Genomic DNA, 26,046 nt, shown 5'->3' with positions numbered 1-26,046 from the left:
TTTTGAAGGAGCGACGATGGCTCAGACCCTTTCGTTCAATGGTCGTAGGCGCGTACGCAAGTTTTTTGGTAAGATCCCCGAAGTCGCAGAAATGCCGAACCTCATCGAGGTTCAGAAGGCGTCCTACGACCAGTTTCTCATGGTTGAAGAACCCAAGGGCGGTCGCCCTGAAGAAGGCCTGCAGGCCGTCTTCAAGTCGGTCTTCCCGATCACCGATTTCTCCGGCGCTTCCATGCTGGAGTTCGTATCCTACGAATTCGAGCCGCCGAAGTTCGACGTCGACGAGTGCCGCCAGCGCGACCTGACCTACGCCGCGCCGCTGAAGGTTACTCTCCGTCTTATCGTGTTCGATATCGACGAGGATACCGGTGCGAAGTCCATCAAGGACATCAAGGAACAGAGCGTTTACATGGGCGACATGCCGCTCATGACCAACAACGGTACGTTCATCGTGAACGGCACCGAGCGCGTTATCGTGTCCCAGATGCACCGTTCGCCGGGTGTCTTCTTCGACCACGACAAGGGCAAGAGCCATTCTTCGGGCAAGCTGCTCTTTGCTGCCCGCGTCATCCCTTACCGCGGTTCCTGGCTCGATATCGAATTCGACGCCAAGGATATTGTCTATGCCCGTATCGACCGTCGCCGCAAGATTCCGGTGTCGTCGCTGCTGATGGCGCTCGGCATGGACGGCGAAGAAATCCTGTCGACCTTCTATACGAAGTCCGATTACCAGCGTGACGGCAATGGCTGGCGCATTCCCTTCCAGCCTGAAACGCTGAAGGGTGCCAAGACCGTTTCCGACATGATCGACGCCGATACCGGCGAAGTTGTTGTCGAAGGCGGCAAGAAGCTGACCCCGCGTCTGCTCCGCCAGCTGCAGGAAAAGGGTCTCAAGGCGCTGAAGGCGACCGACGAAGATCTCTATGGCAACTATCTCGCCGAAGACGTCGTCAACTACCAGACGGGTGAAATCTATCTGGAAGCCGGTGACGAGATCGACGAGAAGTCGTTGGCCGTAATCCTCAAGGCTGAACTCCAGGAAATCCCGGTTCTCGGCATCGACCACATCAATGTCGGCGCCTACATCCGCAACACGCTGGCCGTAGACAAGAACGAGAACCGTCAGGACGCTCTTTTCGACATCTACCGCGTGATGCGTCCGGGTGAGCCGCCGACGATGGATTCGGCTGAAGCCATGTTCAACTCGCTGTTCTTCGACGCAGAGCGCTACGACCTCTCCGCCGTCGGCCGCGTGAAGATGAACATGCGCCTCGACCTCGACGTCGAAGACACCGTTCGCATCCTGCGCAAGGACGACATCCTGGCCGTCGTCAAGATGCTGGTCGAACTGCGCGACGGCAAGGGCGAGATCGACGACATCGACAACCTCGGCAACCGTCGTGTTCGCTCCGTCGGCGAATTGATGGAGAACCAGTACCGTCTCGGCCTGCTGCGCATGGAGCGCGCGATCAAGGAACGCATGTCCTCGATCGAAATCGACACGGTCATGCCGCAGGACCTGATCAACGCCAAGCCGGCGGCAGCTGCCGTCCGCGAATTCTTCGGCTCCTCGCAGCTGTCGCAGTTCATGGACCAGGTGAACCCGCTGTCGGAAATCACGCACAAGCGTCGTCTTTCGGCTCTCGGCCCGGGCGGTCTGACCCGCGAACGCGCCGGCTTCGAAGTCCGCGACGTGCATCCGACGCACTACGGTCGTATTTGCCCGATCGAAACGCCGGAAGGCCCGAACATCGGTCTGATCAACTCGCTGGCGACGTTCGCTCGCGTCAACAAGTACGGCTTCATCGAAAGCCCCTACCGTCGCATCATCGACGGCAAGGTGACCAACGATGTGCTCTACCTCTCCGCTATGGAAGAGGCGAAGTACTATGTTGCCCAGGCCAACGCAGAGCTCAACGCTGACGGCTCATTCGTCGAAGAATTCGTCGTTTGCCGTCATGCCGGCGAAGTCATGCTCGCTCCGCGCGACAACATCAACCTGATGGACGTCTCGCCGAAGCAGCTGGTTTCGGTCGCTGCGGCTCTGATCCCGTTCCTGGAGAACGACGACGCCAACCGCGCTCTCATGGGCTCGAACATGCAGCGTCAGGCAGTTCCGCTGCTGCGCGCCGAAGCTCCGTTCGTCGGCACCGGCATGGAGCCGGTCGTCGCTCGCGACTCCGGTGCTGCTATCGGTGCTCGCCGAGGCGGTGTTGTCGACCAGGTCGACGCGACCCGTATCGTTATCCGCGCTACCGAAGACCTCGATCCGTCGAAGTCAGGCGTCGATATCTACCGCCTGATGAAGTTCCAGCGTTCGAACCAGAACACCTGCGTCAACCAGCGTCCGCTGGTGACAGTCGGTGATGTGGTCAACAAGGGCGACATCCTGGCTGACGGTCCGTCGACTGATCTCGGCGATCTCGCCCTCGGCCGGAACGTGCTCGTCGCGTTCATGCCGTGGAACGGCTACAACTACGAAGACTCGATCCTGCTCTCCGAGCGTATCGTTGCTGACGACGTGTTCACCTCCATCCACATCGAAGAGTTCGAAGTGATGGCGCGTGACACCAAGCTTGGTCCGGAAGAAATCACGCGCGACATTCCGAACGTTTCGGAAGAAGCGCTGAAGAACCTCGACGAAGCCGGCATCGTCTACATCGGCGCCGAAGTTCAGCCGGGCGATATCCTCGTCGGCAAGATCACGCCGAAGGGCGAAAGCCCGATGACGCCGGAAGAAAAGCTTCTGCGCGCCATCTTCGGCGAAAAGGCGTCCGACGTTCGCGACACCTCCATGCGCATGCCGCCCGGTACCTACGGTACGGTCGTCGAAGTTCGCGTCTTCAACCGCCACGGCGTTGAGAAGGACGAACGCGCAATGGCGATCGAACGCGAAGAAATCGAGCGTCTCGCCAAGGACCGCGACGACGAGCAGGCGATCCTCGACCGTAACGTCTACGGCCGTCTGATCGACATGCTGCGCGGCCAGGTCTCGGTTGCCGGTCCGAAGGGCTTCAAGAAGGGCACCGAGCTTTCGAACTCGGTCGTTTCGGAATATCCCCGCTCGCAGTGGTGGATGTTCGCCGTCGAGGACGAGAAGGTCCAGGGCGAAATCGAAGCGCTCCGCGGCCAGTACGACGAATCCAAGTCGCGTCTTGAACAGCGCTTCATGGACAAGGTCGAAAAGGTCCAGCGCGGCGACGAAATGCCTCCGGGTGTCATGAAAATGGTCAAGGTCTTCGTCGCTGTGAAGCGCAAGATCCAGCCGGGCGACAAGATGGCAGGACGTCACGGCAACAAGGGTGTCGTCTCGCGCATCATGCCGGCCGAAGACATGCCGTTCCTCGAAGACGGAACGCATGTCGACATCGTGCTGAACCCGCTCGGCGTGCCTTCGCGCATGAACGTCGGCCAGATCCTGGAGACGCATCTGGGCTGGGCTTGCGCCGGCATGGGCAAGCAGATCGGCGAGCTTTTGGAAGCCTACAAGGCAGGCGGCAACATCGAGCCGCTGCGTGCGACGATCGACATGGTCGCCGGCGAAGGCCCGAAGAGCGACGAGGTCCGTGAGTATGACGACGACTCCGTCGTCCGTCTGGCCGATCAGTGGAAGCGTGGCGTGTCCATCGCGACCCCGGTCTTCGACGGTGCCGGCGAAGCTGACGTCAACCACATGCTGGCGATGGCAGGTCTCAAGGAGACCGGTCAGTCGACGCTGTACGACGGTCGTACCGGCGAGCAGTTCGACCGCCAGGTTACGGTTGGCTACATCTACATGCTGAAGCTGAACCACTTGGTCGACGACAAGATCCACGCTCGTTCGATCGGTCCTTACTCGCTCGTTACCCAGCAGCCGCTGGGCGGCAAGGCGCAGTTCGGCGGCCAGCGTTTCGGCGAAATGGAAGTCTGGGCGCTCGAAGCTTACGGTGCGGCTTACACGCTGCAGGAAATGCTCACGGTCAAGTCGGACGACGTTGCCGGCCGTACCAAGGTCTACGAAGCGATCGTCCGTGGCGACGATACTTTCGAAGCGGGTATTCCGGAAAGCTTCAACGTTCTGGTCAAGGAAATGCGTTCGCTGGGTCTCAGCGTCGAACTGGAAAACTCCAAGGTCGACGAGCAGCAGGCGACACAGCTTCCTGACGCGGCCGAATAACCATCGATAGGGTGTGCGCTGTTCATGACGGCGCACACCGTTCCCGCCGATGGCCGCTCTTGGCAGTCGGCTCGGCAGGGACGATTTCGCCGCATTTTGCGGTTATTCTGGTTTTAAGGCGAGGGGGCGGCTCCCGGGATTTGCTGCTACCCATCGCATTTTGAGGGCGTCACGCCCAAGAAGGAGACAGGCATGAACCAAGAGGTCATGAATCTTTTCAATCCGCAGGTGCCTGCACAGAACTTCGACTCGATCCGCATCTCTATCGCTTCGCCGGAGAAGATCCTCTCCTGGTCGTACGGCGAGATCAAGAAGCCGGAGACGATCAACTACCGCACGTTCAAGCCGGAACGCGACGGTCTTTTCTGCGCGCGTATCTTCGGACCGATCAAGGACTACGAATGCTTGTGCGGCAAGTACAAGCGCATGAAGTACAAGGGCATTATCTGCGAAAAGTGCGGCGTCGAGGTCACGCTGTCGCGCGTTCGCCGTGAGCGCATGGGCCATATCGAGCTCGCTGCTCCCGTTGCCCATATCTGGTTCCTGAAGTCGCTGCCGAGCCGCATCTCCACGCTGCTCGACATGACGCTGAAGGATGTCGAGCGCGTTCTCTATTTCGAGCACTACATCGTCACCGAGCCGGGCCTGACCGCGCTCAAGGAGCACCAGCTCCTGACGGAAGAAGAGTACATGCTCGCCGTCGACGAATATGGCGAAGACCAGTTCACCGCCATGATCGGCGCTGAAGCGATCTACGAAATGCTGGCCTCGATGAACCTCGAGAAGATCGCCGGCGACCTGCGTTCGGATCTTGCCGACACCACGTCGGATCTGAAGCAGAAGAAGCTGATGAAGCGCCTGAAGATCGTCGAGAACTTCCTGGAGTCGGGTAACCGTCCGGAATGGATGATCATGAAGGTCGTTCCGGTCATCCCGCCGGACCTGCGTCCGCTGGTTCCACTGGACGGCGGCCGTTTCGCGACGTCGGATCTGAACGATCTCTATCGTCGCGTCATCAACCGTAACAACCGCCTGAAGCGCCTCATCGAGCTTCGTGCGCCCGGCATCATCATCCGCAACGAAAAGCGCATGCTGCAGGAATCTGTAGACGCGCTCTTCGACAACGGCCGCCGCGGCCGCGTCATCACCGGCGCCAACAAGCGTCCTCTGAAGTCGCTGTCCGACATGCTCAAGGGCAAGCAGGGCCGCTTCCGTCAGAACCTGCTCGGCAAGCGCGTCGACTATTCCGGCCGTTCGGTCATCGTGACCGGTCCGGAACTGAAACTGCATCAGTGCGGTCTTCCGAAGAAGATGGCGCTTGAACTCTTCAAGCCGTTCATCTACGCCCGCCTCGACGCAAAGGGTTATTCCTCGACCGTCAAGCAGGCCAAGAAGCTCGTCGAAAAGGAAAAGCCGGAAGTCTGGGATATCCTCGACGAGGTCATCCGCGAGCATCCGGTTCTCCTGAACCGCGCTCCGACGCTGCACCGCTTGGGTATCCAGGCCTTCGAACCGACGCTGGTCGAAGGCAAGGCCATCCAGTTGCACCCGCTCGTCTGCACGGCCTTCAACGCCGACTTCGACGGTGACCAGATGGCCGTTCACGTGCCGCTGTCGCTCGAAGCTCAGCTCGAAGCCCGCGTTCTGATGATGTCGACGAACAACATCCTGCATCCTGCAAACGGTGCACCGATCATCGTTCCGTCGCAGGACATGGTTCTCGGCCTCTATTACCTCGCGATCATGAACCAGAACGAGCCGGGCGAAGGCATGGCCTTCTCCGATCTCGGCGAGCTGCATCACGCTCTCGAAAACAAGATCGTAACGCTGCACACCAAGATCCGCGGCCGCTTCAAGTCGATCGACGAGGAAGGCAAGTCCTACTCGAAGATCTACGAAACGACCCCGGGCCGTCTGCTCATTGGTGAACTCCTGCCGAAGAACGGCAAGGTGACCTTCGACATCTGCAACCAGGAAATGACCAAGAAGAACATCTCCAAGATGATCGACACGGTCTACCGTCATTGCGGCCAGAAGGATACGGTCATCTTCTGCGACCGCATCATGCAGCTCGGCTTCGCCCATGCCTGCCGCGCCGGCATCTCGTTCGGCAAGGACGACATGGTCATTCCAGTCACCAAGGCGAAGATTGTCAACGACACGGAAAACCTGGTCAAGGAATACGAGCAGCAATACAACGACGGCCTCATCACCCAGGGCGAAAAGTACAACAAGGTTGTCGACGCCTGGGGTAAGGCAACGGAAAAGGTCGCCGAAGACATGATGGCCCGCATTAAGGCCGTCGAGTTCGACGAAAAGACCGGTCGCCAGAAGCCGATGAACGCGATCTACATGATGTCCCACTCGGGCGCCCGCGGTTCTCCGAACCAGATGCGTCAGTTGGGCGGCATGCGCGGCCTCATGGCCAAGCCATCGGGCGAAATCATTGAGACGCCGATCATCTCGAACTTCAAGGAAGGCCTGACCGTTAACGAGTACTTCAACTCGACGCACGGCGCCCGTAAGGGTCTGGCAGACACCGCCTTGAAGACCGCGAACTCCGGTTACCTCACCCGCCGTCTCGTCGACGTCGCACAGGATTGCATCGTCAACCTGGTCGATTGCGGCACCGACAAGGGCCTGACCATGACCGCCATCGTCGATGCCGGTCAGGTCGTTGCCTCGCTCGGCGCCCGTATCCTCGGTCGTACCGCGCTGGATGACATCGATCATCCGGTCACCGGCGAGCGCCTGGTCGATGCCGGCAAGATGATCCTCGAGCCCGATGTCATCGAAATCGAGAAGGCCGGTATTCAGTCGATCCGCATCCGCTCGGCTCTGACCTGCGAAGTTCAGACCGGCGTCTGCTCGATCTGCTACGGCCGCGACCTTGCTCGCGGTACGCCGGTCAACATGGGTGAAGCTGTAGGCGTCATCGCCGCTCAGTCGATCGGTGAACCCGGTACCCAGCTGACCATGCGTACCTTCCACTTGGGCGGTACTGCAAACGTGGTCGACCAGTCGTTCCTGGAAGCCTCGTACGAAGGTACGGTGCAGATCAAGAACCGCAACATGCTGCGCAACTCCGATGGCAGCCTCGTTGCCATGGGCCGCAACATGGCCATCCAGATCCTGGATGAGCGTGGCGTCGAGCGTTCGTCGCAGCGCGTCGCTTACGGTTCGAAGATCTATGTCGATGATGCCGACAAGGTGAAGCGCGGTCAGCGTCTGGCGGAATGGGATCCTTACACCCGCCCGGTCATGACGGAAGTTGCCGGTACGGTGCAGTTCGAAGACGTCGTCGACGGTCTCTCCGTTCTCGAAGCGACCGACGAATCCACGGGTATCACCAAGCGTCAGGTTATCGACTGGCGTTCGACCCCGCGTGGTTCGGACCTCAAGCCGGCCATCGTCATCAAGGACGCGAGCGGCAATGTCGCCAAGCTGTCCCGTGGTGGTGACGCCCGCTTCCTGCTCTCGGTCGACGCGATCCTGTCGGTCGAACCCGGCCAGAAGGTCTCCCAGGGTGACGTTCTTGCTCGTTCGCCGCTCGAAAGCGCCAAGACCAAGGACATCACCGGTGGTCTGCCGCGCGTTGCCGAACTGTTCGAAGCCCGTCGTCCGAAGGACCATGCCATCATCGCTGAGATCGATGGTACGATCCGCCTCGGCCGCGATTACAAGAACAAGCGTCGCGTCATCATCGAGCCGGCGGAAGACGGCGTCGAGCCTGTCGAATACCTGATCCCGAAGGGCAAGCCCTTCCATCTTCAGGATGGCGACTATATCGAAAAGGGTGACTACATCCTCGACGGTAACCCAGCACCGCACGACATCCTGGCGATCAAGGGCGTGGAAGCCTTGGCTTCCTACCTCGTGAACGAAATCCAGGAAGTCTATCGTCTGCAGGGCGTTGTCATCAACGACAAGCACATCGAAGTCATCGTTCGCCAGATGCTGCAGAAGGTGGAAATCACCGATGCAGGTGACTCGACCTACATCGTCGGCGACAATGTCGACCGGATCGAGCTGGAAGACGTCAACGATCAGCTGATCGAGGAAGGCAAGAAGCCTGCCTACGGCGATCCGGTTCTGCTCGGCATCACCAAGGCGTCGCTGCAGACCCCGTCCTTCATCTCCGCCGCTTCCTTCCAGGAAACGACGAAGGTGCTGACGGAAGCTGCGATCGCCGGCAAGACCGACGGCCTGCAGGGTCTGAAGGAAAACGTTATCGTCGGCCGCCTCATCCCGGCCGGTACCGGTGGCACCATGACCCAGATCCGCCGCATCGCGACCGCTCGCGACGAGCTCATCCTCGAAGAGCGCCGCAAGGGCACCAATGCAGCTGTCGCAACGCCGATGTTGCAGGACATGAACGAGAATGTGCCGGCTGCCGAGTAATCGGTAGCTTCGCATCGTCAAGATTTGAGACCGCCCGGCGAAATCCGGGCGGTTTTACTTTATTTCGATTGCTCTGTTTCAGAGACGGGGCGTCGCGCCGTTAAGCAAAGTCGCGGCGACCGCGGCCATGACGAAGATGCCGAGGCAGATGAGGATGCCGACAATCTGCTGTCGCTTCTGAACTCGGGTCAGCTGCGGCTTGCCACAATGCGGGCAAATGCTGAGGCCGTCGGGAATCGCGGTTTCGCAAAAATGACAGGTCGCCATCGAAACGCTTCCTCGATGCTGCGGGTGCTATCTCGGCAGGCAACGATTTAGGGCGGGGAAGGTTCAGGCTGGCGGAAACGAAAAGCCGCCGGAATGACCCGGCGGCTTGAATATCACCAGTCGGAGACGAGCCTATTGCAGGCCGAGCTCGGTACGAAGTTCAGCCTTGGCGGCTTCGAATTCAGCCTTGTAGTCGTCGTGCTGCATGATCGTCTGGGCGATCGCGATGCCCGAGATGCGGCCGGCTTCGATGTCGCTGCGGTAGTGGATGCCGCCGATGACGCGGTTCCAGCCGAACTCCCAGGCGCGTGCCATGATCACGTCCTTCTTTTCCGGAACCATGTTCGAGAGAACGACGCCCATCAGCGTGCCGACCGTCGTGTGGCCCGACGGATAGGAGCCCGACTTGGAGAGCGGCACGACCGGCTTGACGAGATCGGGGTAGAGGAGGTGCGGACGCGTCCGCTTCCAGACATCCTTGGCCGGATCGACGACGGCCGCTTCGGTTTCGACGATGCGATCGAAGAAGGCCGAGAACTTCGGCAGATTTTCCTTGGTGAACTTCGGATTGTTGATCACGTCGGAATAACGCCAGATGTTCTCTTCGGCGTCGGCAACAGCGCGATCGACCATGGCAGGCGTGCGTGTGACCTGGATCGTCAGGATCTCGCCGACCTCTTCCTTGGTCTTGGCGGAATCATTGGCGGGCGGCGGCGGCAGAAGGTTGAGAAGGTTGACTTCCTTCGCGTCGGTAAAGGGCTTTGCCTTGGCATCCTCGGCCAGGACCGGCGCTGCGATGCTGACGGTAAAGGCGAGACCGATGGCGAAAAGACGAGCTAGATTTTGCATTTTTTGGACCCCATTTAAAAGTGCGTTACGCCTCGGGGCCTAGCAAAAGAATGTTTTGGTCAGATGACAGTTCGACCGCCGACGCGGCGCTCGCAGGGGAGGGCGCCGCTACACCGGAAAAGGTTAGCGAAAGCGGATGATCGCCACTTCGCCCTCAAGCACGCCCTGATAGGCTGAAGCGTGGGGCTCTTCCTCGGGCACCTCAGTCAGCATGCCGATCTGGTCGAGATCCGCCTCTATGAAGCCTTCCTCGGCCAGTGCATTCAGGGCTTCGCGCACAGCGGTGTCATCGTCAGGCGCTTTCAGCATTACATGCAGGTCGATGCCTTCGCCGCCGTCAGTCTCATATCCCTTGCCGATGATGATGAAGACCATCGGGCCATCATAGTTGTTGTCGTTATCGGGGGTGGCGATCATGGGTCTTCCTTCCTGGGACATGGGATGTCTATACCATCAAAAAATGCGGTTGCTCACTATATTCCGGCTGTGCCGCGCCGAATAGTAAACGCTCGGAAATGTCACAAACCGTTTCCGACACGACGAGGATTTCCTATCCGTTTAGGTGACGTTCTACGTCATATTGTCGGGTTAACAGGGCGGAGGTGCTCCGGCATGTTACTCGCCATGGGCGGTCAGCGTGTCCGGCCTTGCCTTACGGAGGGGAAGATGACCGTTTCTGATACAGCCGCAGCCGTTGGCGAAAAGAACGATTACTACGACAAGAGCTACTTCAAGAAGACGTTTGAGCATCAGCGCTATGCCGCATACTTCGATCGCTTGAAGTTCGATAAGTTCGTCGGTCCGTCAGATCGCGTGATCGATTTCGGTTGCGGTGGCGGTTATATCCTCTCCGGCCTTGACGTCAAGGAGAGGGTCGGTGTCGAGGTCAACGAGGCGGCTGCGGCTGCGGCCCGCAAGAACGGCATCAGGGTGTTCGGCAGCCTTGAGGAGATCGAGGACGGCTGGGCCGACGCCATCATCTCCCATCACGCGCTTGAGCACGTCGACGATCCTCTCGGCATGGTGCGGCTGATGTTCTCCAAGCTTCGCAGGGGCGGCAAGGTCGTGATCGTCACGCCGGACGAATCCTTTAAGATACGCTACCGCGAGGACGATCCGAACTTCCACCTGTTCACCTGGTCGCCCAGCAATATCGGCAATCTCCTGAAGCGCGCCGGCTTCACCGGAATCAGCGCCTCGCCGATCCATCATCGCTGGCCGCGCTACTGGTGGATCATCGGCCCGATCGTCGGCAAGCGGCTGATGAACCTCATATGTATCGGGTACGGAAGGGTGATGACAGGCATCAGCCAAGTCAGGGGGGTCGGCTACAAGCCGTAATGCGTCGCTCTCTTCGCGATAGGCATCCCGGAACTGATTCCCGTGGCAGCGAGAGTGAGTCTCTTCTCCGGTACGTCGTGTATTGATTCTGGCGGGCATGCGCTGTACACGGGGAGGAGAGGGTAGCCCGGCAATTCCCCCGTTTTGGGCGGGTTTCCAGGCGTTGCAGCCGGTTCCGGGCCAAGAATATTTGGCTAAACCACTTGACCTTTCGGCCTTTAACCAGTAGTACCCCCGCCATCAGATCCGATGTGAGGCTTGGCTGTTCGGGGCGACGCGCCCTGGAATACACCTCAAACAAGGTTCTATACGCACGTTGAAGACACAAATGCTGCACGCATGACGCAATCTTGCGTCCTCTGTTTTTCGGTGGTCCATCTGCGGAAGCGGATTGGGCCACGTTTTGCGCATTGGGAATGATCGTGTGTGACGTTGCCGGAGACGGTGAAGTGTGATGTCCGCGAGGGCGTTGAGAGAAGATTTTGTAAGGGATGGTTGAATGCCTACCGTAAACCAGTTGATCCGCAAGCCGCGCCAGGCGTCGGTTAAGCGCAACAAGGTTCCTGCCCTGCAGGAAAACCCGCAGAAGCGCGGCGTTTGCACACGCGTCTACACCACGACGCCGAAGAAGCCGAACTCGGCTCTGCGTAAGGTCGCAAAGATCCGCCTGACCAACGGCTTCGAAGTCATTGGTTACATTCCCGGCGAAGGTCACAACCTTCAGGAACACTCTGTCGTCATGATCCGTGGCGGCCGCGTCAAGGACCTTCCGGGTGTCCGTTACCACATCATCCGCGGCGTTCTCGATACCCAGGGTGTCAAGAACCGCAAGCAGCGCCGCTCGAAGTACGGTGCGAAGCGTCCGAAGTAATTTGGTCCCCGGTTTCCTTTTGGAGATCCGGATAGAAATCAGGCGCTGCGCGAGGTTCTCCGCGTGGTAAAGCGTCAAAACAGATAAAGAGACGAGAAGTATGTCCCGACGTCATAAAGCAGAAAAGCGTGAGATCAATCCGGATCCGAAGTTCGGCGATTTGGTTGTCACGAAGTTCATGAATGCCATCATGCTGGACGGCAAGAAGTCCGTCGCAGAAAACATCGTCTACGGTGCATTCGACTCCGTACAGGGCAAGTCCAAGCAGGAGCCGCTCACGGTTTTCCATGCTGCACTGGACAACATTGCTCCGCACGTTGAAGTCCGCTCGCGCCGCGTCGGTGGTGCGACCTACCAGGTTCCGGTCGACGTTCGTCCCGAGCGCCGTCAGGCTCTTGCTATTCGCTGGCTGATCGCCGCTGCGCGCAAGCGCAACGAGACGACCATGGTCGACCGCCTGTCGGGCGAACTTCTCGATGCATCCAACAACCGCGGCAGCGCGGTCAAGAAGCGCGAAGACACGCACAAGATGGCTGACGCCAACCGTGCATTCTCGCACTATCGCTGGTAATCGAACGGTATCAAAAGGCAGTCCAAATGGCTCGCGAATATAAAATCGAAGACTACCGCAATTTCGGTATCATGGCGCACATCGACGCCGGTAAGACCACGACCACCGAGCGTATTCTTTATTACACCGGCAAGTCGCACAAGATCGGCGAAGTCCACGACGGCGCAGCCACCATGGACTGGATGGAGCAGGAGCAGGAGCGTGGCATCACGATCACGTCCGCTGCGACCACGACCTTCTGGAAGGGCCGTGACGGCAAGATGCGCCGCTTCAACATCATCGACACCCCCGGCCACGTCGACTTCACCATCGAAGTCGAGCGTTCGCTGCGCGTTCTCGACGGTGCGATTGCTCTTCTCGACGCCAATGCAGGCGTAGAGCCGCAGACGGAAACCGTCTGGCGTCAGGCTGAGAAGTACAACGTTCCGCGCATGATCTTCTGCAACAAGATGGACAAGACCGGCGCTGACTTCTACCGCTCGGTCGAAATGATCAAGACCCGTCTCGGTGCAACGGCTGTTGTCATGCAGCTGCCGATCGGCGCTGAAACCGAGTTCAAGGGCGTTGTCGACCTGATCGAGATGAATGCTCTCGTCTGGCGCGATGAATCGCTCGGCGCTCAGTGGGACGTCGTCGAAATCCCGGAAGACCTGAAGGCCAAGGCTGAAGAATATCGCGAAAAGCTGATCGAGACCGTTGTCGAGATCGACGAAGCCGCGATGGAAGCCTATCTCGAAGGCAACATGCCTGACAACGACCAGATCCGCGCGCTCGTTCGTCGCGGCACGATCGACGTCAAGTTCCACCCGATGTTCTGCGGCACCGCCTTCAAGAACAAGGGTGTGCAGCCGCTGCTCGACGCCGTTGTCGACTACCTGCCGTCGCCGCTCGACATTCCGGCGATCAAGGGCATCGACTTCAAGACCGAAGCTGAAATCGAGCGTCATGCTGATGACAGCGAGCCGTTGTCCATGCTGGCCTTCAAGATCATGAACGACCCCTTCGTTGGTTCGCTCACCTTCTGCCGCATCTACTCGGGCAAGCTCGAAAAGGGTTCGTCCGTCATGAACACGGTCAAGGACAAGCGCGAGCGCGTCGGCCGTATGCTGCAGATGCACTCCAACAGCCGTGAAGACATCGAAGAGGCCTTTGCAGGCGACATCGTTGCTCTCGCCGGCCTGAAGGAATCGACCACGGGTGATACGCTCTGCGATCCGCTGAAGCCGGTTATCCTCGAGCGCATGGAATTCCCCGAGCCGGTCATCCAGATCGCGATCGAGCCGAAGTCCAAGGGCGACCAGGAAAAGATGGGCCTCGCGCTCAACCGCCTGGCTGCCGAAGATCCGTCCTTCCGTGTGAAGACGGACCAGGAATCGGGCCAGACGATCATCGCCGGCATGGGCGAACTGCACCTCGACATCATCGTCGACCGCATGCGTCGCGAATTCAAGGTTGAAGCAAACGTCGGCGCGCCGCAGGTTGCTTACCGCGAAACGATCACGCGCCAGCACGAAGAAGACTACACGCACAAGAAGCAGTCCGGTGGTACCGGCCAGTTCGCGCGCGTCAAGATCGTCTTCGAACCGAACCCCGATGGCGAAGACTTCAAGTTCGAATCCAAGATCGTCGGCGGTGCTGTTCCGAAGGAATACATCCCGGGCGTTCAGAAGGGTATCGAAAGCGTTCTATCTTCCGGTCCGTTGGCTGGCTTCCCGATGCTCGGCGTCAAGGCGACGCTCATTGACGGCGCCTTCCACGACGTTGACTCGTCGGTCCTGGCGTTCGAAATCGCTTCTCGCGCCTGCTTCCGTGAAGCAGCCAAGAAGGCCGGCGCTCAGCTCCTCGAGCCGATGATGAAGGTCGAAGTCGTAACGCCGGAAGATTACGTCGGCGACGTCATCGGCGATCTGAACTCCCGTCGTGGTCAGATCCAGGGTCAGGAAACCCGCGGTATCGCTGTTGTCATCAGCGCCAACGTTCCGCTGGCAAACATGTTCAAGTACGTCGACAACCTGCGCTCCATGTCGCAGGGCCGCGCACAGTACACGATGACCTTCGATCACTACGCGCCGGTTCCGTCGAACGTCGCAACCGAAATCCAGGCAAAGTATTCCGGTCAGAAGTGACCGGAATACCAATTGACCGATAACAAGAATTAGCTCCCCTCGGGGAACTAGAAGAATGGAGAGCCGACATGGCAAAGAGTAAGTTTGAGCGCAACAAGCCGCACGTTAACATCGGCACGATTGGCCACGTTGACCACGGCAAGACGTCTCTGACGGCAGCGATCACGAAGTATTTCGGCGAGTTCAAGGCGTACGACCAGATCGACGCGGCTCCGGAAGAAAAGGCGCGCGGCATCACCATCTCGACGGCACACGTCGAGTATGAGACGCCGAACCGCCACTACGCGCACGTCGACTGCCCCGGCCACGCCGACTACGTGAAGAACATGATCACCGGTGCCGCCCAGATGGACGGCGCGATCCTGGTTTGCTCGGCAGCCGACGGCCCGATGCCGCAGACCCGCGAGCACATCCTGCTCGCCCGTCAGGTTGGCGTTCCGGCAATCGTCGTGTTCCTGAACAAGGTCGACCAGGTCGACGACGCAGAACTTCTCGAACTCGTCGAGCTCGAAGTTCGCGAACTTCTGTCGTCCTACGACGTCCCGGGCGATGATATCCCGGTTGTCAAGGGTTCGGCTCTGGCCGCTCTCGAAGACTCGGACAAGAAGATCGGCGAAGACGCGATCCGCGAACTGATGGCCGCTGTCGACGCCTACATCCCGACGCCTGAACGTCCGGTCGACCTGCCGTTCCTGATGCCGATCGAAGACGTGTTCTCGATCTCTGGCCGTGGTACGGTTGTGACGGGCCGCGTCGAGCGCGGTATCGTCAAGGTTGGTGAAGAAGTCGAAATCGTCGGCATCCGTCCGACCTCGAAGACGACGGTTACCGGCGTTGAAATGTTCCGCAAGCTGCTCGATCAGGGCCAGGCTGGCGACAACATCGGCGCACTGGTTCGCGGTGTGAACCGTGACGGCGTTGAGCGTGGCCAGATCCTTTGCAAGCCGGGTTCGGTCAAGCCGCACAAGAAGTTCAAGGCAGAAGCCTACATCCTGACGAAGGAAGAAGGCGGCCGTCATACGCCGTTCTTCACGAACTACCGTCCGCAGTTCTACTTCCGTACGACTGACGTGACCGGCATCGTGACGCTTCCGGAAGGCACGGAAATGGTCATGCCTGGCGACAACGTCACGGTTGACGTCGAGCTGATCGTCCCGATCGCGATGGAAGAAAAGCTTCGCTTCGCTATCCGCGAAGGCGGCCGTACCGTCGGCGCCGGCATCGTGGCCAGCATCGTCGAGTAATTGAAGACGGCCGCTCCAGTCGAGCGGCCGATTCGATGACATTTATATGAAGCGAGCGGCTCTAGCCGCTTGCTTATTACATGGAAATGTTGCAAATGGCGCGCGAGCGCGATTTGCGCGCTGCTTCGGGTAACGGAGCGGCGAATAAAATTAGCTATAAGGTGGGCCGAAAGGCCTAAAGACTGGATAGGGATGTCGTAACCGACGTCCCTCTCGATCTTTGAAACCGGTGGTCCGCCTTAGGAAGAAAGAACAATCCGTGCCTTGTTGAAAGGCGCGAGAGATAACAAAACACAAGGATAACGTCGAATGAACGGCCAAAATATCCGCATTCGCCTGAAGGCGTTCGATCACCGAATTCTCGATGCTTCCACGCGCGAGATTGTGTCGACGGCGAAGCGCACCGGCGCAAGCGTCCGGGGCCCCGTTCCGCTTCCGACCCGCATCGAGAAGTTTACGGTTAACCGGTCCCCGCACATCGACAAGAAGAGCCGCGAGCAGTTCGAGATGCGCACGCATAAGCGCCTCCTCGACATCGTAGACCCGACCCCGCAGACGGTAGACGCGCTGATGAAGCTCGATCTCGCCGCCGGTGTCGATGTTGAGATCAAGCTCTGAGCCTCGTCTCGAGCTGAGTGAGAAGGATTGAACCGATGCGTTCAGGTGTGATTGCACAGAAGGTGGGAATGACCCGCGTCTACAACGACGCCGGCGAGCATGTCCCGGTAACAGTTTTGCGCATGGAAGGCTGCCAGGTCGTTGCCACGCGCACTGTAGAAAAGAATGGCTACTCTGCCGTTCAGCTTGGCGCTGGCCAGGCGAAAGTTAAGAACACGTCCAAGGCGATGCGCGGTAACTTTGCTGTCGCCAACGTCGAGCCGAAGGCCAAGCTGGCTGAATTCCGCGTTTCGGAAGACAACCTGCTTGAAGTCGGCACCGAGCTGAAGGCTGATCATTTTGCAGCCGGCCAGCTGGTCGACGTAACCGGCACCACGATCGGTAAGGGCTTTGCCGGCGCTATCAAGCGTCACGGCTTCGGCGGTCTGCGCGCTACGCACGGTGTGTCGGTTTCGCACCGTTCGCATGGTTCGACCGGTTCGCGCCAGGATCCCGGCAAGGTGTTCAAGAACAAGAAGATGGCTGGTCACATGGGCCAGACGCGCGTGACGACGCAGAACCTTGAAGTGGTTTCGACCGACGAAGATCGCGGTCTGATCCTGATCAAGGGTGCTGTGCCCGGCTCCAAGGGTGCCTGGATCATCGTGCGCGACGCCGTCAAGTCGGCCGCGAAGTAAGGGAGCCAAACCAATGGAATTGAACGTCAAGACCCTCGAGGGCAAAGACGCTGGGAAGGTTTCCCTTTCTGATGCGATTTTCGGCCTTGAGCCGCGCGAGGACATCCTCGCTCGCGTAATTCGCTGGCAGCTTGCCAAGAAGCAGCAGGGCACGCACCAGGCCAAGGGCCGTGCGGACGTCTGGCGCACCGGCGCCAAGATGTACAAGCAGAAGGGTACGGGCCGCGCTCGTCACCACTCCGCTCGTGCTCCGCAGTTCCGCGGCGGTGGTAAGGCTCATGGCCCCGTTGCCCGCAGCCACGAACATGATCTGCCGAAGAAGGTTCGCGCCCTCGGCCTGCGTCATGCTCTGTCGGCCAAGCTGAAGGCTGAAGACGTTATCGTCATTGACGATCTCGTTGCTGCCGAAGCCAAGACGAAGGTTCTCGCCGGTGCTTTCGAAGCCCTCGGCCTGACCAACGCGCTCTTCATCGGCGGCGCCGAGCTGGACAACAACTTCAAGCTCGCAGCTCAGAACATCCCGAACATCGATGTTCTGCCGATCCAGGGCATCAACGTTTACGACATCGTGCGCCGCGGCAAGCTCGTGCTTTCCAAGGCTGCCGTTGAAGCTCTAGAGGAGCGTTTCAAGTGACCGATCTTCGCCATTACGATGTGATCGTTTCTCCTGCGATCACCGAAAAGTCGACGCTGGTATCCGAATACAACCAGGTTGTCTTCAACGTTGCCAAGACCGCGACGAAGCCGGAAATCAAGGCTGCTGTCGAGGCGCTGTTCGGCGTCAAGGTCACCGCCGTCAACACTCTGCTTCGCAAGGGCAAGACCCGCCGTTTCCGCGGTTTTGCCGGCAAGCAGAAGGACGTGAAGAAGGCTATCGTGACGCTGGCTGAAGGCCAGACGATCGATGTCTCCACCGGTCTCTGAGGAATAAGAAAATGGCATTGAAAACATTCAATCCGACGACCCCGAGCCAGCGTCAGCTGGTCATCGTCGACCGCTCGCACCTTCACAAGGGCAAGCCGGTCAAGGCTTTGACGGAAGGTCTGACCAAGAGCGGCGGTCGTAACAACCTCGGTCGCATCACGGCTCGCTTCATCGGCGGCGGTCACAAGCGCACTTACCGCATCATCGACTTCAAGCGTCGCAAGTTTGATGTCGAAGGTACGGTAGCTCGCCTCGAATACGACCCGAACCGTACTGCCTACATCGCGCTCATCGACTATGCCGATGGCGATCAGGCCTACATCCTGGCTCCGCAGCGTCTCGCTGCCGGCGACAAGGTCATCGCTTCCGAAAAGGCTGTCGACGTGAAGCCCGGCAACGCAATGCCGCTTCAGTACATCCCGGTCGGCTCGATCGTCCACAATGTTGAAATGAAGCCGGGCAAGGGCGGTCAGCTGGGTCGTTCCGCTGGCACGTACGTTCAGCTCGTTGGTCGCGACCAGGGCATGGCGATCCTTCGCCTCAGCTCCGGTGAGCAGCGTCTGGTTCCCGGTTCCTGCCTCGCATCGATCGGTGCGGTCTCGAACCCGGATCACGGCAACATCAACGATGGTAAGGCCGGCCGTACCGTATGGCGCGGCAAGCGTCCGCATAACCGCGGTGTTGTCATGAACCCGGTCGACCACCCGCACGGCGGTGGTGAAGGCCGCACGTCCGGTGGTCGCCATCCGGTGACGCCGTGGGGCAAGCCGACCAAGGGCAAGCGCACGCGTTCGAACAAGTCGACCGACAAGTTCATCATGCGTTCGCGCCATCAGCGCAAGAAGTAAGAGAGGTAGTCACACATGGCTCGTTCAGTATGGAAAGGTCCGTTTGTTGACGGCTATCTTCTCAAGAAGGCTGAGAAGGTGCGCGAAGGCGGACGTGCAGAAGTAATCAAGATGTGGAGCCGTCGCTCCACCATCCTGCCGCAGTTCGTAGGTCTCACCTTCGGTGTCTACAACGGCAGCAAGCATATTCCGGTCAGCGTCAACGAAGACATGGTCGGTCACAAGTTCGGTGAGTTCGCCCCGACCCGCACCTATTATGGTCACGGCGCGGACAAGAAGGCGAAGAGGAAGTAATCATGGGCAAGGCAAAAACAGAACGCCGGCTCAAGGACAACGAAGCGCAGGCAGTCGCCCGCACTCTCCGCGTCAGCCCGCAGAAGCTTAACCTGGTTGCCGCCTCCATCCGTGGCAAGAAGGTTGAAAAGGCACTCGCTGAGCTGGAATTCTCCCGCAAGCGCATCGCAGGCGCCGTCAAGAAGACGCTCGAATCTGCGATCGCTAACGCCGAGAACAACCACGATCTCGACGTCGACTCGCTGGTCGTCGCTGAGGCCTATGTCGGCAAGTCGATCGTCATGAAGCGCTTCCACGCTCGTGGTCGCGGCCGTGCATCGCGTGTCGAAAAGCCTTTCGCGCACCTGACGATCGTCGTTCGTGAAGTGCAGGCACAAGAGGAGGCCGCATAATGGGTCAGAAAATCAATCCGATCGGTTTTCGTCTTGGCATCAACCGCACTTGGGATAGCCGCTGGTTTGCGGACAATGCCGAGTATGGTCAGCTTCTTCACGAAGACCTCAAGATGCGTAAGTTCGTCATGAGCGAACTGAAGCAGGCCGGCATCTCCAAGGTCGTCATCGAGCGTCCGCACAAGAAGTGCCGCGTCACGATCCACTCGGCTCGCCCGGGTCTGATCATCGGCAAGAAGGGTGCAGACATCGACAAGCTCCGCAAGAAGCTGTCGGACATGACGAACTCCGAAACGCACCTCAACATCGTTGAAGTGCGCAAGCCGGAAATCGACGCGACCCTGGTCGCTCAGTCGATCGCCCAGCAGCTCGAGCGCCGCGTGGCTTTCCGCCGCGCCATGAAGCGCGCCGTTCAATCCGCTATGCGTCTTGGCGCCGAAGGCATCAAGATCACCTGCGCGGGCCGTCTCGGCGGTGCTGAAATCGCTCGTACGGAATGGTACCGCGAAGGTCGCGTTCCGCTGCACACCCTTCGTGCTGACATCGACTACGGTACGGCTGAAGCCGAAACCGCATTCGGTATCTGCGGCATCAAGGTTTGGATCTTCAAGGGCGAAATCCTTGAGCACGATCCGATGGCTTCCGAACGTCGCGCGCTGGAAGGCGATGCGCAGGGTCCGGCAAGCCGTGACCGCGACCGTGGCGATCGTCGCCGCGAACGCGACAACGCGTAATTAGCGCTGGCGAAAGATAAGCTCGGAGAAGTAAGAAAATGTTGCAGCCAAAGCGTACTAAGTACCGCAAGCAATTCAAGGGCCGCATCAAGGGCGTTGCCAAGGGTGGTTCTGACCTCGCATTCGGTGAATTCGGCCTCAAGGCTCAGGAACCGAACCGCGTAAACGCACGCGAGATCGAAGCGGCCCGCCGCGCGATCACGCGTTACATGAAGCGCGCCGGCCGTGTTTGGATCCGCGTGTTCCCTGATGTTCCGGTCACCAAGAAGCCTACCGAAGTCCGCATGGGTAAAGGTAAGGGCGGTGTTGAATACTGGGCATGCAAGGTCAAGCCCGGCCGCATGATGTTCGAGATCGATGGTGTTTCCGAGGAAATTGCGCGTGAAGCGCTTCGCCTCGGCTCTGCCAAGCTCTCGGTCAAGACGCGCTTCGTTCAGCGCATTGCAGAGTAAGGAGAAGGCACGATGAAAGCCGAAGAAGTTCGCGGCCTCACGGCCGACCAGCTCAAGGACAAGCTCGCCGACCTGAAGAAGGAGCAGTTCAACCTGCGCTTTCAGAAGGCAACCGGTCAGCTGGAAAAGTCCTCGCGCATCAACGAAGTCCGCAAGGACATCGCCCGCATCAAGACCATTGCCCGCCAGAAGGCGGCCGAAGCAAAGGCGTAAAGGAAGAAGAACATGCCGAAGCGCATTTTGCAGGGCGTCGTTGTTGGCGACAAGAATGAAAAGACCGTCGTAGTCCGCGTTGAGCGTCGTTTCGCTCACCCGCTGCTTCAGAAGACCGTTCGTCGTTCGAAGAAGTACAAGGCTCACGACGAGAACAACCAGTACAAGATCGGCGATGTCGTTTCCATCGAGGAATGCGCACCGATCTCCAAGGACAAGCGCTGGACGGTCGTTTCCGCCCAGGCCAAGTAAGAAGAATTTTACGCGAGGCCTTGCGTCTCGCGGAAATTTCTGTATGAAGCAGCGTCAGAACGCTCGAATGCCGGGCGTTCTTTTGCTTTGAGCGCACGGAAGGTCCCGTTTGGGAAACCACCCTGGCACGATCGATCCCGCGCTATTCAAGCTATTGCCGTATCTGTACCTGCCTTCGGGCGGCACGGTGGGCAGACAATTTTCATAAGCCGGGGAAGGGGGCTTTCAGCCCAACCATTCCGGTAAACCAAGAAGGCGACCTGATATGATTCAGATGCAAACAAACCTCGACGTGGCGGATAATTCCGGCGCACGTCGTGTCATGTGCATCAAGGTGCTGGGCGGCTCGAAGCGCAAGTATGCCTCGATCGGCGACGTTATCGTCGTTTCGATCAAGGAAGCGATCCCGCGCGGCCGCGTGAAGAAGGGTGACGTGATGAAGGCGGTTGTCGTTCGCACCGCCAAGGAAATCCGCCGCGTTGACGGCAGCATCATCCGCTTCGACACCAATGCTGCAGTCCTCATCGACAACAAGAAAGAGCCGATCGGCACCCGTATCTTCGGACCGGTTCCGCGCGAACTTCGCGCCAAGAACCACATGAAGATCATCTCGCTGGCTCCAGAAGTACTGTAAGGAGCGAGAGAGATGCAGAAGATTCGTAAGGGCGACAAGGTCGTCATGCTTGCCGGCAAGGACAAGGGCCGTACCGGCGAGGTTCTCCAGGTTCTGCCGAAGGAAGACCGTGCGGTCGTTCGCGGCATCAACGTCGTCAAGCGCCACCAGCGCCAGACGCAGACCCAGGAAGCCGGCATCATCAACAAGGAAGCCTCGGTTCACCTGTCCAACGTTTCGATCATCGACAAGGACGGCAAGCCGACCCGTGTCGGTTTCAAGGTTGTTGACGGCAAGAAGGTCCGTGTGGCCAAGCGTTCCGGTGAGGTGATCTGATGGCTGAGGCAAAGTACGAGCCGCGGCTCAAGAAGGAATATGTCGAGCGCATCCGTGCGGCGATGCAGGAGAAGTTCTCCTACGCCAACGAGATGATGATCCCGAAGCTCGACAAGATCGTTATCAACATGGGTGTTGGTGAAGCGACGGCTGATTCGAAGAAGCCGACTGTTGCTGCCGCCGACCTGGCCGCCATCGCTGGCCAGAAGCCGGTAATCACCCGTGCACGCAACTCTATCGCTGGCTTCAAGGTCCGCGAACAGATGCCGATCGGCGCGAAGGTCACCCTGCGCGGCGCCCGCATGTACGAGTTCCTGGATCGCCTGGTCAACATCGCGCTTCCGCGCGTTCGCGACTTCCGCGGCCTGAACCCGAAGAGCTTTGACGGCCGTGGCAACTTCGCCATGGGCATCAAGGAGCACATTGTGTTCCCTGAAATCAACTACGACAAGGTTGATCAGATGTGGGGCATGGACATCATCGTTTGCACGACGGCAACGAAGGACGACGAAGCACGGGCTCTGCTGACAGAGTTCAACTTCCCGTTCCGTCAGTAACCGTAACGACGAGCGTAGAAAAGGAACCTGACATGGCGAAGACAAGCGCAGTTGAAAAGAACAAGCGCCGCCGTAATACGGTCGCAAACCAGGCTGGCAAGCGTGCTGCCCTGAAGGCGATCATCATGAACCAGTCGCTGTCGATCGAAGAGCGCTTCAAGGCTACCCTGAAGCTCGCATCGCTGCCGCGCGATGGATCCAAGACCCGCATTCGCAACCGTTGCGAAGTCTCCGGTCGTCCGCGCGCCTATTACCGCAAGCTGCGCATGTCGCGTATCGCGCTGCGCGAACTGGGCAATCTCGGCAAGGTGCCGGGCATCGTCAAGTCGAGCTGGTAAGGAGACGGTTACATGACAATGACTGATCCGTTGGGCGATATGCTCACCCGTATCCGTAACGGCGCTTCCCGCCGCAAGTCGTCGGTTTCGACGCCTGCGTCCAAGCTCCGTGCACGAGTTCTCGATGTCCTGCAGGCTGAAGGCTACATCCGTGGTTATTCGCTTGTCGATTTCGGCAATGGCAAGTCCGAGCTGAACATCGAACTCAAGTACTATGAAGGCGCATCGGTGATCCGTGAGATCGGCCGTGTGTCCAAGCCGGGCCGCCGAGTTTATGTCTCGGTCAAGTCCATTCCGCAGGTCGCGAACGGTCTCGGCATCACCATCCTTTCGACCCCGAAGGGCGTGATGGCCGATCACCAGGCTCGCGAACAGAACGTTGGTGGCGAGGTTCTCTGCTCGGTCTTCTAAGATCGGACAGGGATCTCCATAGCGAACAGACAGGATAATAAAATGTCTCGTATCGGTAAGAAGCCCGTTCAGGTACCTGCTGGGATCACGGCTACGGTCGATGGCCAGAAGGTTACCGCTAAGGGCCCGAAGGGCGAGCTCGTTTTCGTCGCTAACGACGAAATCGGCCTCAAGCTTGAAAACAACGCAATCGTTGTAACGCCGCTCAACAACTCCAAGGACGCTCGTTCGAAGTGGGGCATGTCCCGCACGATGGTCGAGAACATCCTGAAGGGTGTGAAGGACGGTTACGAACGGAAGCTCGAAATCAACGGCGTTGGTTACCGCGCTGCCATGCAGGGCAAGAACCTGCAGCTGGCGCTCGGCTTCAGCCACGACGTTGTTTATGAGCCGCCAGTTGGCATTACCATTGCTGTACCGAAGCCGACGGAAATCGTCGTCACCGGCATCAACAAGCAGCAGGTTGGCCAGGTTGCCGCTGAAATCCGCGAATATCGCGGCCCCGAGCCCTACAAGGGCAAGGGTGTGAAGTATGCCGGCGAGCGGATCGTTCGCAAAGAAGGCAAGAAGAAGTAAGGATCACGCGAAATGGCTAGCAGGAAAGAAGCACTTGCGAAGCGCGCCAACCGCGTGCGTCGTCACCTCAAGTCGGTGGCCAATGGCCGTCCGCGCCTGTCGGTTCATCGCTCGTCGAAGAACATCTACGCCCAGGTCATCGACGATGTGGCCGGCAAGACCCTTGCGTCTGCCTCCACCCTCGACAAGGATCTGCGCGGTTCTCTGAAGACCGGTGCTGACGTCTCCGCCGCTGCTGCGGTTGGCAAGCTCGTTGCAGAGCGCGCCTCAAAGGCTGGCGTTACGGACGTCGTATTCGACCGCGGCGCCTTCATCTATCACGGCCGCATCAAGGCTCTCGCCGATGCAGCTCGTGAAGGTGGCCTGACCTTCTGATTGATTTCCGGCCGGGTATTTCGATACCCGGCCGGTTTTCGGGCTTTGAGCCCATCACCGGATCTCATCGGGCACTAGCGGCGTCGATGCGGTCCAAATTTGTTTGCCGTTCGCACCCGGAAAAGAAAAAGGAAAAGGACAATGGCACAGGAAAAGAGAGCTCCGCGGGAAGACCGCCAGAGCCGTGAAGAGCGCGACAGCGAATTTGTCGATAAGCTCGTAGCAATCAATCGCGTCGCCAAGGTCGTCAAGGGCGGCCGTCGTTTCGGCTTCGCAGCACTCGTCGTCGTCGGCGACCAGAAGGGCCGCGTTGGCTTCGGTCATGGCAAGGCACGCGAAGTGCCGGAAGCTATCCGCAAGGCTACCGAAAGCGCAAAGCGCGACTTGATCTTCGTACCGCTGCGTGACGGCCGTACGCTGCATCACGACGTCCATGGCCGTCATGGCGCCGGCAAGGTTCTGCTGCGCTCGGCCAAGGTCGGTACCGGTATCATCGCCGGCGGTCCGATGCGCGCCGTTTTCGAAACGCTCGGCGTTCATGACGTTGTCGCCAAGTCGACCGGTTCGTCGAACCCCTACAACATGGTTCGCGCAACCTTCGACGCTCTGAAGCACCAGGTTCACCCGAAGGACATCGCAGCTCAGCGCGGCATCAAGTATGCTACGCTCCAGGCTCGTCGTGCCGCCTCCGGCAACGCCTCGGAAGAATAAGGGGAGTATTGACCTATGGCCAAGACGACCAACAAGACCGAAGCCAAGACCGTTACGGTCGAGCAGATCGGTAGCCCCATTCGCCGTCCGAACGTACAGCGTCAGACGCTGATCGGCCTCGGGCTCAACAAGATGCACCGTCGCCGCACGCTGGAAGATACCCCTTCCGTTCGTGGCATGATCCGTGCTGTCCAGCATCTCGTTCGCGTCGTCGACGAGAAGTAAGCCGGAGGTATTCGCTATGAAATTGAATGAGATCAAGGACAACGAAGGCTCGACCCACAGCCGCAAGCGTCTGGGTCGTGGTATCGGCTCCGGCTCCGGCAAGACCGCCGGCCGCGGTGTGAAGGGTCAGAAGGCCCGTTCCGGCGTTGCCATCAACGGCTTCGAAGGCGGTCAGATGCCGATCTATCGTCGCCTGCCGAAGCGCGGCTTCAACAACATCTTCGCTGCTGACTACGTCGTCGTGTCGCTGGAGCGCATCCAGGCCGCCGTTGACGCGGGCAAGCTCGATGCCAAGGCAACCGTTGATGCGGCTGCTCTGAAGGCTGCCGGCGTTATCCGCCGCGTCAAGGACGGCGTTCGCGTTCTGTCCGACGGCGAGCTGAAGGCAAAGCTGACCCTCGAAGTCGCTGGCGCTTCCAAGCCGGCTGTCGAAAAGATCGAGAAGGCTGGCGGTTCCGTCAAGCTTCTTGCTGCAGCTCCTGCTGCAGAATAATCTTGCTTATGTCGCCCGGGGTGCTTCACACCGGGCGATTTTGCTCCCATATGTGAGCCTCACGAATCCGAATAGTCGTACCTGCGTCAATTCGGATGATTACGGGAACCGAGGGTGAGGCATAAGATTGCACCGCGATCTGTCCAAAACCCGGCTTTTGAACAATTTACATACTGATTCC

The 26,046-nt window shown here is 59.2% G+C and carries 31 protein-coding genes; 28 read left to right on the top strand and 3 right to left on the bottom strand.

What is annotated here, in order from left to right; all coding sequences use genetic code 11:
- The first annotated feature begins 16 nt into the window (after positions 1-16).
- The gene (gene rpoB / locus EV561_RS00920) at positions 17-4,156 is read left to right on the top strand and encodes a DNA-directed RNA polymerase subunit beta (RefSeq protein ID WP_132516697.1); all 4,140 of its coding nucleotides are present in this window, start codon (positions 17-19) and stop codon (positions 4,154-4,156) included.
- A gap of 192 nt (positions 4,157-4,348) precedes the next feature.
- Entirely contained in the window at positions 4,349-8,557 is a 4,209-nt protein-coding gene (gene rpoC, locus EV561_RS00915; protein WP_132516695.1) for a DNA-directed RNA polymerase subunit beta', read from the top strand.
- A gap of 78 nt (positions 8,558-8,635) precedes the next feature.
- On the opposite strand, the gene EV561_RS00910 is transcribed toward rpoC, so the two are convergent.
- The 3 genes from EV561_RS00910 to EV561_RS00900 all read right to left on the bottom strand — a co-directional run bounded on the left by EV561_RS00910 (position 8,636) and on the right by EV561_RS00900 (position 10,090).
- On the bottom strand, positions 8,636-8,824 hold the full coding sequence (locus EV561_RS00910) for an LITAF-like zinc ribbon domain-containing protein (RefSeq protein ID WP_132516693.1): 189 nt from the start codon (positions 8,822-8,824) through the stop codon (positions 8,636-8,638).
- A 132-nt stretch (positions 8,825-8,956) separates the two neighbouring features.
- Positions 8,957-9,673: a phosphatase PAP2 family protein gene (locus EV561_RS00905; RefSeq protein WP_132516691.1), complete on the bottom strand. Its 717-nt coding sequence runs from the start codon at positions 9,671-9,673 to the stop codon at positions 8,957-8,959.
- 123 nt (positions 9,674-9,796) lie between these two features.
- A complete protein-coding gene (locus EV561_RS00900) occupies positions 9,797-10,090 on the bottom strand; it encodes a transcriptional regulator (RefSeq protein ID WP_132516689.1) in 294 nt (97 codons plus the stop codon).
- Between the two features lie 249 nt (positions 10,091-10,339).
- Between EV561_RS00900 and EV561_RS00895 the strand changes: the two genes are divergently transcribed.
- The 26 genes from EV561_RS00895 (at position 10,340) to rplO (ending at position 25,865) form a co-directional block, all read left to right on the top strand.
- Positions 10,340-11,014 carry a class I SAM-dependent methyltransferase gene (locus EV561_RS00895; RefSeq protein ID WP_165927729.1) on the top strand — a complete coding sequence of 225 codons (675 nt, stop codon included), beginning with the start codon at positions 10,340-10,342 and terminating at the stop codon, positions 11,012-11,014.
- 499 nt (positions 11,015-11,513) lie between these two features.
- Positions 11,514-11,885 (top strand): 30S ribosomal protein S12, encoded by a 372-nt coding sequence (gene rpsL / locus EV561_RS00890; RefSeq protein ID WP_022719193.1) that lies wholly within the window; start codon positions 11,514-11,516, stop codon positions 11,883-11,885.
- A gap of 100 nt (positions 11,886-11,985) precedes the next feature.
- Positions 11,986-12,456 (top strand): 30S ribosomal protein S7, encoded by a 471-nt coding sequence (gene rpsG / locus EV561_RS00885; RefSeq protein ID WP_132516685.1) that lies wholly within the window; start codon positions 11,986-11,988, stop codon positions 12,454-12,456.
- A 26-nt stretch (positions 12,457-12,482) separates the two neighbouring features.
- Positions 12,483-14,582, top strand: a complete 2,100-nt coding sequence (gene fusA / locus EV561_RS00880) for an elongation factor G (RefSeq protein ID WP_132516683.1) — start codon at positions 12,483-12,485, stop codon at positions 14,580-14,582.
- A 68-nt stretch (positions 14,583-14,650) separates the two neighbouring features.
- Positions 14,651-15,826 carry an elongation factor Tu gene (gene tuf / locus EV561_RS00875; protein ID WP_132516681.1) on the top strand — a complete coding sequence of 392 codons (1,176 nt, stop codon included), beginning with the start codon at positions 14,651-14,653 and terminating at the stop codon, positions 15,824-15,826.
- A 309-nt stretch (positions 15,827-16,135) separates the two neighbouring features.
- On the top strand, positions 16,136-16,444 hold the full coding sequence (gene rpsJ / locus EV561_RS00870) for a 30S ribosomal protein S10 (RefSeq protein WP_003547547.1): 309 nt from the start codon (positions 16,136-16,138) through the stop codon (positions 16,442-16,444).
- Positions 16,445-16,479: 35 nt separating this feature from the next.
- Entirely contained in the window at positions 16,480-17,121 is a 642-nt protein-coding gene (rplC, locus tag EV561_RS00865) for a 50S ribosomal protein L3 (RefSeq protein WP_132516679.1), read from the top strand.
- A gap of 13 nt (positions 17,122-17,134) precedes the next feature.
- Positions 17,135-17,755 carry a 50S ribosomal protein L4 gene (gene rplD / locus EV561_RS00860; RefSeq protein ID WP_132516677.1) on the top strand — a complete coding sequence of 207 codons (621 nt, stop codon included), beginning with the start codon at positions 17,135-17,137 and terminating at the stop codon, positions 17,753-17,755.
- Complete coding sequence (locus EV561_RS00855; protein ID WP_132516675.1) at positions 17,752-18,045, top strand: 50S ribosomal protein L23; 294 nt, start codon at positions 17,752-17,754, stop codon at positions 18,043-18,045. The genes rplD and EV561_RS00855 overlap by 4 nt, the downstream gene beginning before the upstream one ends.
- Before the next feature lie 11 nt (positions 18,046-18,056).
- Entirely contained in the window at positions 18,057-18,893 is an 837-nt protein-coding gene (gene rplB / locus EV561_RS00850; RefSeq protein ID WP_132516673.1) for a 50S ribosomal protein L2, read from the top strand.
- A 15-nt stretch (positions 18,894-18,908) separates the two neighbouring features.
- Positions 18,909-19,187 (top strand): 30S ribosomal protein S19, encoded by a 279-nt coding sequence (gene rpsS / locus EV561_RS00845; protein ID WP_085423139.1) that lies wholly within the window; start codon positions 18,909-18,911, stop codon positions 19,185-19,187.
- Positions 19,188-19,189: 2 nt separating this feature from the next.
- On the top strand, positions 19,190-19,579 hold the full coding sequence (rplV, locus tag EV561_RS00840) for a 50S ribosomal protein L22 (RefSeq protein WP_132516671.1): 390 nt from the start codon (positions 19,190-19,192) through the stop codon (positions 19,577-19,579).
- Entirely contained in the window at positions 19,579-20,313 is a 735-nt protein-coding gene (gene rpsC / locus EV561_RS00835) for a 30S ribosomal protein S3 (protein WP_132516669.1), read from the top strand. The genes rplV and rpsC overlap by 1 nt, the downstream gene beginning before the upstream one ends.
- 38 nt (positions 20,314-20,351) lie before the next feature.
- A complete protein-coding gene (gene rplP / locus EV561_RS00830) occupies positions 20,352-20,765 on the top strand; it encodes a 50S ribosomal protein L16 (protein WP_132516667.1) in 414 nt (137 codons plus the stop codon).
- A 12-nt stretch (positions 20,766-20,777) separates the two neighbouring features.
- Entirely contained in the window at positions 20,778-20,978 is a 201-nt protein-coding gene (gene rpmC / locus EV561_RS00825) for a 50S ribosomal protein L29 (RefSeq protein WP_132516665.1), read from the top strand.
- Between the two features lie 12 nt (positions 20,979-20,990).
- The gene (gene rpsQ / locus EV561_RS00820) at positions 20,991-21,230 is read left to right on the top strand and encodes a 30S ribosomal protein S17 (RefSeq protein ID WP_007531674.1); all 240 of its coding nucleotides are present in this window, start codon (positions 20,991-20,993) and stop codon (positions 21,228-21,230) included.
- Between the two features lie 265 nt (positions 21,231-21,495).
- On the top strand, positions 21,496-21,864 hold the full coding sequence (gene rplN, locus EV561_RS00815; RefSeq protein ID WP_018900268.1) for a 50S ribosomal protein L14: 369 nt from the start codon (positions 21,496-21,498) through the stop codon (positions 21,862-21,864).
- Between the two features lie 12 nt (positions 21,865-21,876).
- Positions 21,877-22,179: a 50S ribosomal protein L24 gene (rplX, locus tag EV561_RS00810; RefSeq protein WP_132516663.1), complete on the top strand. Its 303-nt coding sequence runs from the start codon at positions 21,877-21,879 to the stop codon at positions 22,177-22,179.
- Positions 22,179-22,736: a 50S ribosomal protein L5 gene (gene rplE, locus EV561_RS00805; protein ID WP_007787736.1), complete on the top strand. Its 558-nt coding sequence runs from the start codon at positions 22,179-22,181 to the stop codon at positions 22,734-22,736. The genes rplX and rplE overlap by 1 nt, the downstream gene beginning before the upstream one ends.
- 32 nt (positions 22,737-22,768) lie before the next feature.
- Positions 22,769-23,074, top strand: coding sequence for a 30S ribosomal protein S14 (gene rpsN, locus EV561_RS00800; RefSeq protein WP_132516661.1), 306 nt, complete (start codon positions 22,769-22,771; stop codon positions 23,072-23,074).
- Positions 23,075-23,086: 12 nt separating this feature from the next.
- The gene (rpsH, locus tag EV561_RS00795) at positions 23,087-23,485 is read left to right on the top strand and encodes a 30S ribosomal protein S8 (protein ID WP_132516659.1); all 399 of its coding nucleotides are present in this window, start codon (positions 23,087-23,089) and stop codon (positions 23,483-23,485) included.
- A 42-nt stretch (positions 23,486-23,527) separates the two neighbouring features.
- Complete coding sequence (gene rplF, locus EV561_RS00790; RefSeq protein WP_132516657.1) at positions 23,528-24,061, top strand: 50S ribosomal protein L6; 534 nt, start codon at positions 23,528-23,530, stop codon at positions 24,059-24,061.
- Positions 24,062-24,073: 12 nt separating this feature from the next.
- Complete coding sequence (gene rplR / locus EV561_RS00785) at positions 24,074-24,436, top strand: 50S ribosomal protein L18 (RefSeq protein WP_132516655.1); 363 nt, start codon at positions 24,074-24,076, stop codon at positions 24,434-24,436.
- A gap of 141 nt (positions 24,437-24,577) precedes the next feature.
- Positions 24,578-25,147, top strand: coding sequence for a 30S ribosomal protein S5 (gene rpsE, locus EV561_RS00780; RefSeq protein WP_092715848.1), 570 nt, complete (start codon positions 24,578-24,580; stop codon positions 25,145-25,147).
- A 15-nt stretch (positions 25,148-25,162) separates the two neighbouring features.
- Positions 25,163-25,372: a 50S ribosomal protein L30 gene (rpmD, locus tag EV561_RS00775; protein ID WP_132516653.1), complete on the top strand. Its 210-nt coding sequence runs from the start codon at positions 25,163-25,165 to the stop codon at positions 25,370-25,372.
- Positions 25,373-25,388: 16 nt separating this feature from the next.
- Complete coding sequence (rplO, locus tag EV561_RS00770) at positions 25,389-25,865, top strand: 50S ribosomal protein L15 (RefSeq protein WP_132516651.1); 477 nt, start codon at positions 25,389-25,391, stop codon at positions 25,863-25,865.
- Positions 25,866-26,046: the final 181 nt, after the last annotated feature.

Source organism: Rhizobium sp. BK376, from assembly GCF_004341625.1.
Classification (GTDB): Bacteria; Pseudomonadota; Alphaproteobacteria; order Rhizobiales; family Rhizobiaceae; genus Rhizobium.
This window is presented reverse-complemented; position numbering and strand designations above follow the sequence as displayed.

Bases quoted from the DNA above. Each gene is read 5' to 3' on its own strand.
- rpoB (WP_132516697.1), top strand. From the start codon at position 17: ATGGCTCAGACCCTTTCGTTCAATGGTCGTAGGCGCGTACGCAAGTTT.
- rpoC (WP_132516695.1), top strand. From the start codon at position 4,349: ATGAACCAAGAGGTCATGAATCTTTTCAATCCGCAGGTGCCTGCACAG.
- EV561_RS00910 (WP_132516693.1), bottom strand. From the start codon at position 8,824: ATGGCGACCTGTCATTTTTGCGAAACCGCGATTCCCGACGGCCTCAGC.
- EV561_RS00905 (WP_132516691.1), bottom strand. From the start codon at position 9,673: ATGCAAAATCTAGCTCGTCTTTTCGCCATCGGTCTCGCCTTTACCGTC.
- EV561_RS00900 (WP_132516689.1), bottom strand. From the start codon at position 10,090: ATGATCGCCACCCCCGATAACGACAACAACTATGATGGCCCGATGGTC.
- EV561_RS00895 (WP_165927729.1), top strand. From the start codon at position 10,340: ATGACCGTTTCTGATACAGCCGCAGCCGTTGGCGAAAAGAACGATTAC.
- rpsL (WP_022719193.1), top strand. From the start codon at position 11,514: ATGCCTACCGTAAACCAGTTGATCCGCAAGCCGCGCCAGGCGTCGGTT.
- rpsG (WP_132516685.1), top strand. From the start codon at position 11,986: ATGTCCCGACGTCATAAAGCAGAAAAGCGTGAGATCAATCCGGATCCG.
- fusA (WP_132516683.1), top strand. From the start codon at position 12,483: ATGGCTCGCGAATATAAAATCGAAGACTACCGCAATTTCGGTATCATG.
- tuf (WP_132516681.1), top strand. From the start codon at position 14,651: ATGGCAAAGAGTAAGTTTGAGCGCAACAAGCCGCACGTTAACATCGGC.
- rpsJ (WP_003547547.1), top strand. From the start codon at position 16,136: ATGAACGGCCAAAATATCCGCATTCGCCTGAAGGCGTTCGATCACCGA.
- rplC (WP_132516679.1), top strand. From the start codon at position 16,480: ATGCGTTCAGGTGTGATTGCACAGAAGGTGGGAATGACCCGCGTCTAC.
- rplD (WP_132516677.1), top strand. From the start codon at position 17,135: ATGGAATTGAACGTCAAGACCCTCGAGGGCAAAGACGCTGGGAAGGTT.
- rplB (WP_132516673.1), top strand. From the start codon at position 18,057: ATGGCATTGAAAACATTCAATCCGACGACCCCGAGCCAGCGTCAGCTG.
- rpsS (WP_085423139.1), top strand. From the start codon at position 18,909: ATGGCTCGTTCAGTATGGAAAGGTCCGTTTGTTGACGGCTATCTTCTC.
- rplV (WP_132516671.1), top strand. From the start codon at position 19,190: ATGGGCAAGGCAAAAACAGAACGCCGGCTCAAGGACAACGAAGCGCAG.
- rpsC (WP_132516669.1), top strand. From the start codon at position 19,579: ATGGGTCAGAAAATCAATCCGATCGGTTTTCGTCTTGGCATCAACCGC.
- rplP (WP_132516667.1), top strand. From the start codon at position 20,352: ATGTTGCAGCCAAAGCGTACTAAGTACCGCAAGCAATTCAAGGGCCGC.
- rpmC (WP_132516665.1), top strand. From the start codon at position 20,778: ATGAAAGCCGAAGAAGTTCGCGGCCTCACGGCCGACCAGCTCAAGGAC.
- rpsQ (WP_007531674.1), top strand. From the start codon at position 20,991: ATGCCGAAGCGCATTTTGCAGGGCGTCGTTGTTGGCGACAAGAATGAA.
- rplN (WP_018900268.1), top strand. From the start codon at position 21,496: ATGATTCAGATGCAAACAAACCTCGACGTGGCGGATAATTCCGGCGCA.
- rplX (WP_132516663.1), top strand. From the start codon at position 21,877: ATGCAGAAGATTCGTAAGGGCGACAAGGTCGTCATGCTTGCCGGCAAG.
- rplE (WP_007787736.1), top strand. From the start codon at position 22,179: ATGGCTGAGGCAAAGTACGAGCCGCGGCTCAAGAAGGAATATGTCGAG.
- rpsN (WP_132516661.1), top strand. From the start codon at position 22,769: ATGGCGAAGACAAGCGCAGTTGAAAAGAACAAGCGCCGCCGTAATACG.
- rpsH (WP_132516659.1), top strand. From the start codon at position 23,087: ATGACAATGACTGATCCGTTGGGCGATATGCTCACCCGTATCCGTAAC.
- rplF (WP_132516657.1), top strand. From the start codon at position 23,528: ATGTCTCGTATCGGTAAGAAGCCCGTTCAGGTACCTGCTGGGATCACG.
- rplR (WP_132516655.1), top strand. From the start codon at position 24,074: ATGGCTAGCAGGAAAGAAGCACTTGCGAAGCGCGCCAACCGCGTGCGT.
- rpsE (WP_092715848.1), top strand. From the start codon at position 24,578: ATGGCACAGGAAAAGAGAGCTCCGCGGGAAGACCGCCAGAGCCGTGAA.
- rpmD (WP_132516653.1), top strand. From the start codon at position 25,163: ATGGCCAAGACGACCAACAAGACCGAAGCCAAGACCGTTACGGTCGAG.
- rplO (WP_132516651.1), top strand. From the start codon at position 25,389: ATGAAATTGAATGAGATCAAGGACAACGAAGGCTCGACCCACAGCCGC.